The sequence below is a fragment of the Vibrio anguillarum genome (assembly GCF_001989995.2).
Lineage (GTDB): Bacteria > Pseudomonadota > Gammaproteobacteria > Enterobacterales > Vibrionaceae > Vibrio > Vibrio anguillarum.
Genome location: NZ_JAHGUP010000011.1, coordinates 22,229 through 28,228 on the forward strand (window position 1 = coordinate 22,229; position 6,000 = coordinate 28,228).

The 6,000-nt window shown below is 44.5% G+C and carries 6 protein-coding genes and 1 pseudogene; all 7 read left to right on the top strand.

Going from position 1 to position 6,000, the window contains the following annotated elements:
• Positions 1-316 precede the first annotated feature (316 nt).
• A complete protein-coding gene (locus PL85_RS02390; protein ID WP_019282752.1) occupies positions 317-931 on the top strand; it encodes a sugar transferase in 615 nt (204 codons plus the stop codon).
• The gene (locus tag PL85_RS02395; RefSeq protein ID WP_019282751.1) at positions 921-1,583 is read left to right on the top strand and encodes an acetyltransferase; all 663 of its coding nucleotides are present in this window, start codon (positions 921-923) and stop codon (positions 1,581-1,583) included. Before PL85_RS02390 ends, PL85_RS02395 begins: the two co-directional genes overlap by 11 nt.
• A 2-nt stretch (positions 1,584-1,585) precedes the next feature.
• Entirely contained in the window at positions 1,586-2,764 is a 1,179-nt protein-coding gene (locus PL85_RS02400) for a DegT/DnrJ/EryC1/StrS family aminotransferase (RefSeq protein WP_019282750.1), read from the top strand.
• Positions 2,765-2,796: 32 nt separating this feature from the next.
• Positions 2,797-4,737 (top strand): polysaccharide biosynthesis protein, encoded by a 1,941-nt coding sequence (locus tag PL85_RS02405; protein ID WP_019282749.1) that lies wholly within the window; start codon positions 2,797-2,799, stop codon positions 4,735-4,737.
• A gap of 202 nt (positions 4,738-4,939) precedes the next feature.
• Positions 4,940-5,437 (top strand): annotated as a pseudogene (locus PL85_RS02410) (MBL fold metallo-hydrolase); the annotation flags it as partial.
• Between the two features lie 73 nt (positions 5,438-5,510).
• Positions 5,511-5,819 (top strand): IS66 family insertion sequence element accessory protein TnpA, encoded by a 309-nt coding sequence (tnpA, locus tag PL85_RS02415; protein ID WP_019282915.1) that lies wholly within the window; start codon positions 5,511-5,513, stop codon positions 5,817-5,819.
• Positions 5,813-6,000, top strand: a 188-nt coding sequence (tnpB, locus tag PL85_RS02420; protein ID WP_215809348.1) for an IS66 family insertion sequence element accessory protein TnpB, incomplete at its 3' end; no start/stop codon positions are given. The genes tnpA and tnpB, both read left to right, overlap by 7 nt.

Consider the following 6,000-nt stretch of genomic DNA (forward strand, 5'->3'; position numbering starts at 1 on the left):
GAATTCCATAGATTGGTTGCTCTGTTGGATAGCGTTATCACACAACAAACAATTAACCGATGATCATTTTCAGTGTTTTCTAATATCTCCATAGACAAATTGGAGGTTAAACAATGAGTAACCAGCACCCATTTATGCATGTTGACGCCATCCCAGATTACCCTTAGTACTAAGTCTGAAGTGAAACGACATTGAAAGCGATTATTAAACATAAAAGGGTGATGGATCCAGAGTGCCTTTTGAAGGTATTGGGAAGCCTTTATTTACGAGAATGTTCATGATTTTTAAGTATAGTTCTGAATTTTATAGGTAGATAATGAAAAGGATATTTGATTTCCTGATTTCACTCGCGGTGCTCATTGTTTTATCCCCAATCACTGTGCTCGTTGCTTGGAAAATACGTTCAAACCTTGGCTCCCCAGTGCTTTTTCGCCAAATCAGGCCGGGTTTAAATGGTCAGCCTTTTGAAATGATCAAGTTTCGTACCATGAAAGATGCTGTGGATGCTAATGGTAACCCATTGCCGGACTCTGAACGCATGACTCCTTTCGGTGATAAGTTGCGTAATTCAAGTCTAGATGAACTGCCAGAACTGTGGAATGTGCTAAAAGGTGAGATGAGTTTGGTTGGCCCACGCCCATTGTTAATGCAATATTTACCTCTGTATAGCAAAGAGCAAGCTCGTCGGCATGAAGTCCGTCCGGGGGTGACCGGGTGGGCGCAAATTAATGGTCGTAACGCCATAAGTTGGGAAGAAAAATTCAAACTCGATGTTTGGTATGTTGATAATCGCTCTTTTTGGCTAGATTTAAGAATTCTGTTGTTAACAGTAAAAAAGGTGTTTGTTAAAGAAGGTATTTCGGCGGATGGTCACGTCACAATTGCCCCATTTACAGGGAAAGATCAACAAGGAACAGGTAATGAACGTTAAGCCTGTGAGTAAAAACTCGTTAGGTTCTTGTGCGATTCTCGGTGCCAGCGGACATGGCAAGGTCATTGCTGAAATGGCTGAGCTCAATGGCTATTCTGATATTCATTTTTATGATGACCGCTGGCCAAGTCTAGGACGAATAGAGCTTTGGCAGGTGTCAGGCAATAGTGAAACCTTACTCAAGCAAGCGCAGCATTATGCTAATGTTGTTGTTGCTATAGGCAATAACGCAACTCGCTTAGAGAAGTATAATCAACTGGTTGCGTCTGGAGCTAGCTGTCTGCCTTTGGTTCATCCCTCTGCCATAGTTAGTCGATATGCCAATGTGGAAAATGGTACGGTAGTGATGGCTGGTGCGGTGATTAACCCGTTTAGCCGTATTGGGCAGGTCTGTATTATTAATACAGCTGCTACGGTAGATCACGATTGTATCATTGAGGATGGAGTGCATCTGAGTCCTGGTGTACACCTTGCTGGCGGGGTAGAAGTTGCACAAGCTAGTTGGCTGGGAATTGGTTGTCAGATTAAGCAATTAATCAAAATTGGTTCAAACGCTGTTGTTGCAGCAGGAGCAACAGTGATAAACGATGTATTATCGAATCAGGTGGTGGTAGGTGTCCCTGCAAAACCTATTTGCCCTAAGGAATTATAACTGTGTTAAATACCCCTTTTTCTCCTTGGCCGAGTTTCACTCAAGAAGAGGCCGATGCAGTCAGCCGTGTGCTGTTATCAAACAAAGTCAATTACTGGACAGGCACGGAATGCCGTGAGTTTGAAAAAGAGTTCGCAGCCTGGGCAGGCTGTGAATACGCGATTGCGCTAGGCAACGGCACGCTCGCGCTAGATGTTGCCTTAAAGGCCTTGGGCGTTGGCGAAGGGGATGAAGTGATCACCACTTCACGTACTTTTTTGGCCTCTGCTTCTGCCATTGTCACCGCTGGTGCCAATCCTGTGTTTGCTGATGTTGATCTCAACAGCCAAAATATTACTGCTGAAACCATTGCGGCCGTAGTCACTGAAAAAACCAAAGCAGTAATTGTGGTGCATTTGGCGGGTATGCCAGCCGAAATGGACGTGATTATGGCACTCGCCGCCGAACGCGGTTTCTATGTGATTGAAGATTGCGCCCAAGCCCATGGCGCGAAATACAAAGGCCGTAGTGTCGGCACCATTGGTCATATTGGCGCTTGGTCATTCTGCCAAGATAAAATCATGACCACCGGCGGTGAAGGCGGCATGGTGACGACCAACGATCATGCGCTTTGGTCAACCATGTGGTCTTACAAGGATCACGGTAAAAGCTATGATGCGGTATACAACCGTCAGCACCCGCCGGGCTTTCGTTGGTTACATGAAAGCTTTGGTACTAACTGGCGTATGACGGAGATCCAAGGTGTATTGGGCCGTATTCAACTGCAGCGTATGGCAGAGTGGACAGCCAAACGCCAGCACAACGGCAAGTTGATTGATCAAGCAGTAGCGGATTTGGCCATTGTGCGCCGAGTGGAAGTCGCGGACTATATTGAGCACGCAGAGTACAAGCATTACCTGTTTGTTAACCCTGAGCAATTGAAGGACGGTTGGAACCGCGATCGTATCGTGGAAGAAATCAACGCCTCGGGTGTGCCTGCATATCAAGGCAGCTGTTCGGAGATTTACCTCGAAAAAGCCTTTGACAACACGCCATGGCGCCCTGCAGAGCGTCTACCTAATGCTCTGCTAGTTGGTGAATCCAGTTTAATGTTCCTCGTTCATCCTACTTTGACTGAGCAAGAAATGAATAAAAGTTGTGATGTGATTAGGAGAGTTTTAACTGAGGCCACTCTCGGATAATGAAGACTAAATGAAATTTATAAAGGCGTTACATGGCTAGGCTGAACTTTATCTGGAACTTATCGCGGGTTAATAAGCGCATTATCAGCGTCATTATTGACCTTCTTTTTATCGTCTTCTCTTTTTATGCCGCTTATTGGGTAAGAATTGGTGAAATTGCTTTGATCAAATCACCAACGGTTCCTTACCTTCTGGGTTGTGTTGCTATCATCACCATCCTTTCTTTCACAAGGCTTGGGCTCTACCGTGCGGTATTGCGTTACCTTACTTTTCATGCGTTAGCGGTGGTCAGTATTGGCACGGTGATTTCAGCGGCTTCTGTTGCCGTTCTTGCATTTTATTTTAGTGCGCCTATTCCGCGTTCTTTACCCATTATTTACGGAACCTTTCTCTGCCTTTTATGTGGAGGCTCGCGACTTATCGTTCGTGTGCTCGTTGCCCAACTCAATGGTCAAGGAAACAAGCCTGTGCTGATTTATGGTGCGGGCTCAGCTGGAAGGCAGCTTGCACTAGCGCTCAGAAATTCGGAAACTCATAAAGTAGTAGGGTTTATTGATGAAGATAAAACCCTTGAAAACACCGTGATTATGGGGTTGTGTGTACATAATGTTGGTCATGCAGATAGGTTAGTTGCTAAACATAATGTAAAGCAGATACTACTTGCAGTGCCAAGTGCTTCGCGTGCTCGAAGAAAGAAAATATTGGATTCTTTGGTTTATCTTTCTGCAGAAGTACTTACCGTACCAGATATGAAAGATATTGTTGAAGGTAAGGCGAGTATTGATGAGCTAAAAGACGTTGCGATTGAGGACTTACTTGGGCGAGATCCGGTTATACCGCAGCGCTCTTTAATGGAAGCGAACATCAAAGATAAAGTTGTTATGGTCACCGGGGCTGGGGGCTCGATTGGCTCAGAGCTGTGTCGACAAATTATTCTCAGCCAGCCGAAAAAGTTGATTCTTTTTGAGCTTTCTGAATTTGCGCTATACCAAATTGATCGAGAGCTTAGTCAACTTAGTGTCCGCAAAAAACTAAATATTGAAATCGTACCTCTGCTTGGTTCTGTTCAGCGTATTAATCGTTTATCAATGGTGATGAAAAGCTTTAGCATTCAAACCATTTACCATGCCGCCGCCTATAAGCATGTTCCTTTGGTAGAGTTCAACGTAGTGGAAGGGGTACGAAACAATGTGTTTGGTACATACTACACTGCAAAAGCTGCAGTGGAGGCTCAGGTTGAGTCCTTTGTGCTTATCTCTACAGACAAAGCAGTTAGGCCTACTAATGTAATGGGTACGACTAAGCGTATGGCTGAATTAGGTTTACAAGCCTTGGCAGAGCAAGAAAATGAGAAGCCTAAAGGCACCCGTTTTTGTATGGTGCGTTTTGGTAATGTGCTGGGTTCTTCTGGTTCAGTGGTGCCACTGTTTAAAAAACAGATAGCAACAGGCGGCCCTTTAACTGTTACTGATCCTGAAATAACGCGTTATTTTATGACCATTCCAGAAGCCGCACAGTTAGTGATCCAAGCAGGAGCGATGGGCAAAGGTGGTGATGTCTTCGTTCTCGATATGGGGGAATCTGTGCGTATTTCAGATCTTGCCAAAAATCTTATTCAGCTTTCTGGGTTGGAAGTGAAAGACGAATCTAACCCATACGGTGACATTGAGATAAGTTATACCGGGCTACGCCCTGGAGAGAAGCTGTATGAAGAGCTTCTGATTGGTGACAATGTTGAGAATACGGCGCATGAGCGAATTATGACTGCGACAGAAGTAAACTTACCGTTACCTCAATACATGCATCTTTTGGAAGAACTCGATATTGCTTGCCATAACTTTGATCATGAGCGTATCCGTGAGCTATTGCTTGATGCGCCGACAGGCTTTACCCCTAGTGATGGTATTTGTGATTTGGTGTGGAAGAGAAATCATCCAGGAGAAATGTCCAAAGAGTGCTTAGCAACATATTAGCCAAACCAGATACGGTATAAAAGGGTTCATCACTATGTGATGAACCCTTTTGCGTTTTAGGGCAAAAATATTAGTGAGCTATACATCGGTTAGAATGAAACTTTGCCAGCTGCGACGAATTTTTTAACAGACCATCTGTTGTGATGAATAAATAGCGCGCACTATCGATTCAATTACTCCATAAAAAATGAAAGGATTGAACATGCAGATCATCCACCACGGTGGAAAAGAGACCGTCACAGGCTCTTGTCATGAGCTGAGGCTCGGGAAGAAAGGGATTTTAGTTGATTGCGGCTTATTCCAAGGGCGTGATAGCCGACCAATGGCGATTGATTTTCCATTAACTCATCTGCAGGCGTTGTTGTTAACCCACTCGCATATTGATCACATCGGCCGTATACCTTGGTTATTAGCGGCGGGTTTTCATCAGCCTATTTATTGCACACCCGCTACCGCAGAATTACTCCCATTAATGTTAGAAGATGGGTTAAAGCTTCAACTTGGCTTAGGGCAAGCACAGCGTACAAGAATATTAGAAAGGCTGAATAAACAAATAAAGCCGGTGAATTATGGCGTGTGGCAGCGTATTTCTCGTGATTTAGACAATACTTATTTTCGCTTTACGCCTGCGGGCCATATTTTAGGGTCAGCGTTTATTGAAGTGAAACTGCCAAATAATGAAATTGTCCTGTTTTCAGGTAAGCGTCGATTTAACCCCACCTACTAATATTTCCGCATGCTCGGCATAGTGACTCCATAACTAAGGAGTCACCATGCACCCATCCAATAAACCTCAGTTCTGGGCTGAAATCATTGAACAGCAGAGCCAAAGTGAGTTATCCATTGTCACGTTCTGCAAAGCAAATCAATTGACGGAACATACTTTTTATTACTGGCGTAAAAAACTTTACGGCGGGGGGCAACGTCAGCTTGTCCATCCTGTTGTGATCGAAGATAAACCGAAAATAAAAAGCAATATTCAATCGGTAGTGCTCTCACTACCAACAGGAATAACGGCTGAGTTGCCCGCTGAAATGCCAGCACACCAAATCCAGAACTGGTTACAGGCGCTGATGTGTTAACACCAAATTCGGGTATTTATCTGGTCTCTGGTATTACCGATATGCGTAAGTCCATTGATGGCCTGTCACTGATTGTTGCTGATGTACTGGACATGGATCCGTTCAGTGAAGCCTGGTTTATCTTCTGCAACCGTGGACGAGATAAAATCAAAATTCTCTTTTGGGGTGTGCCACGAACAAA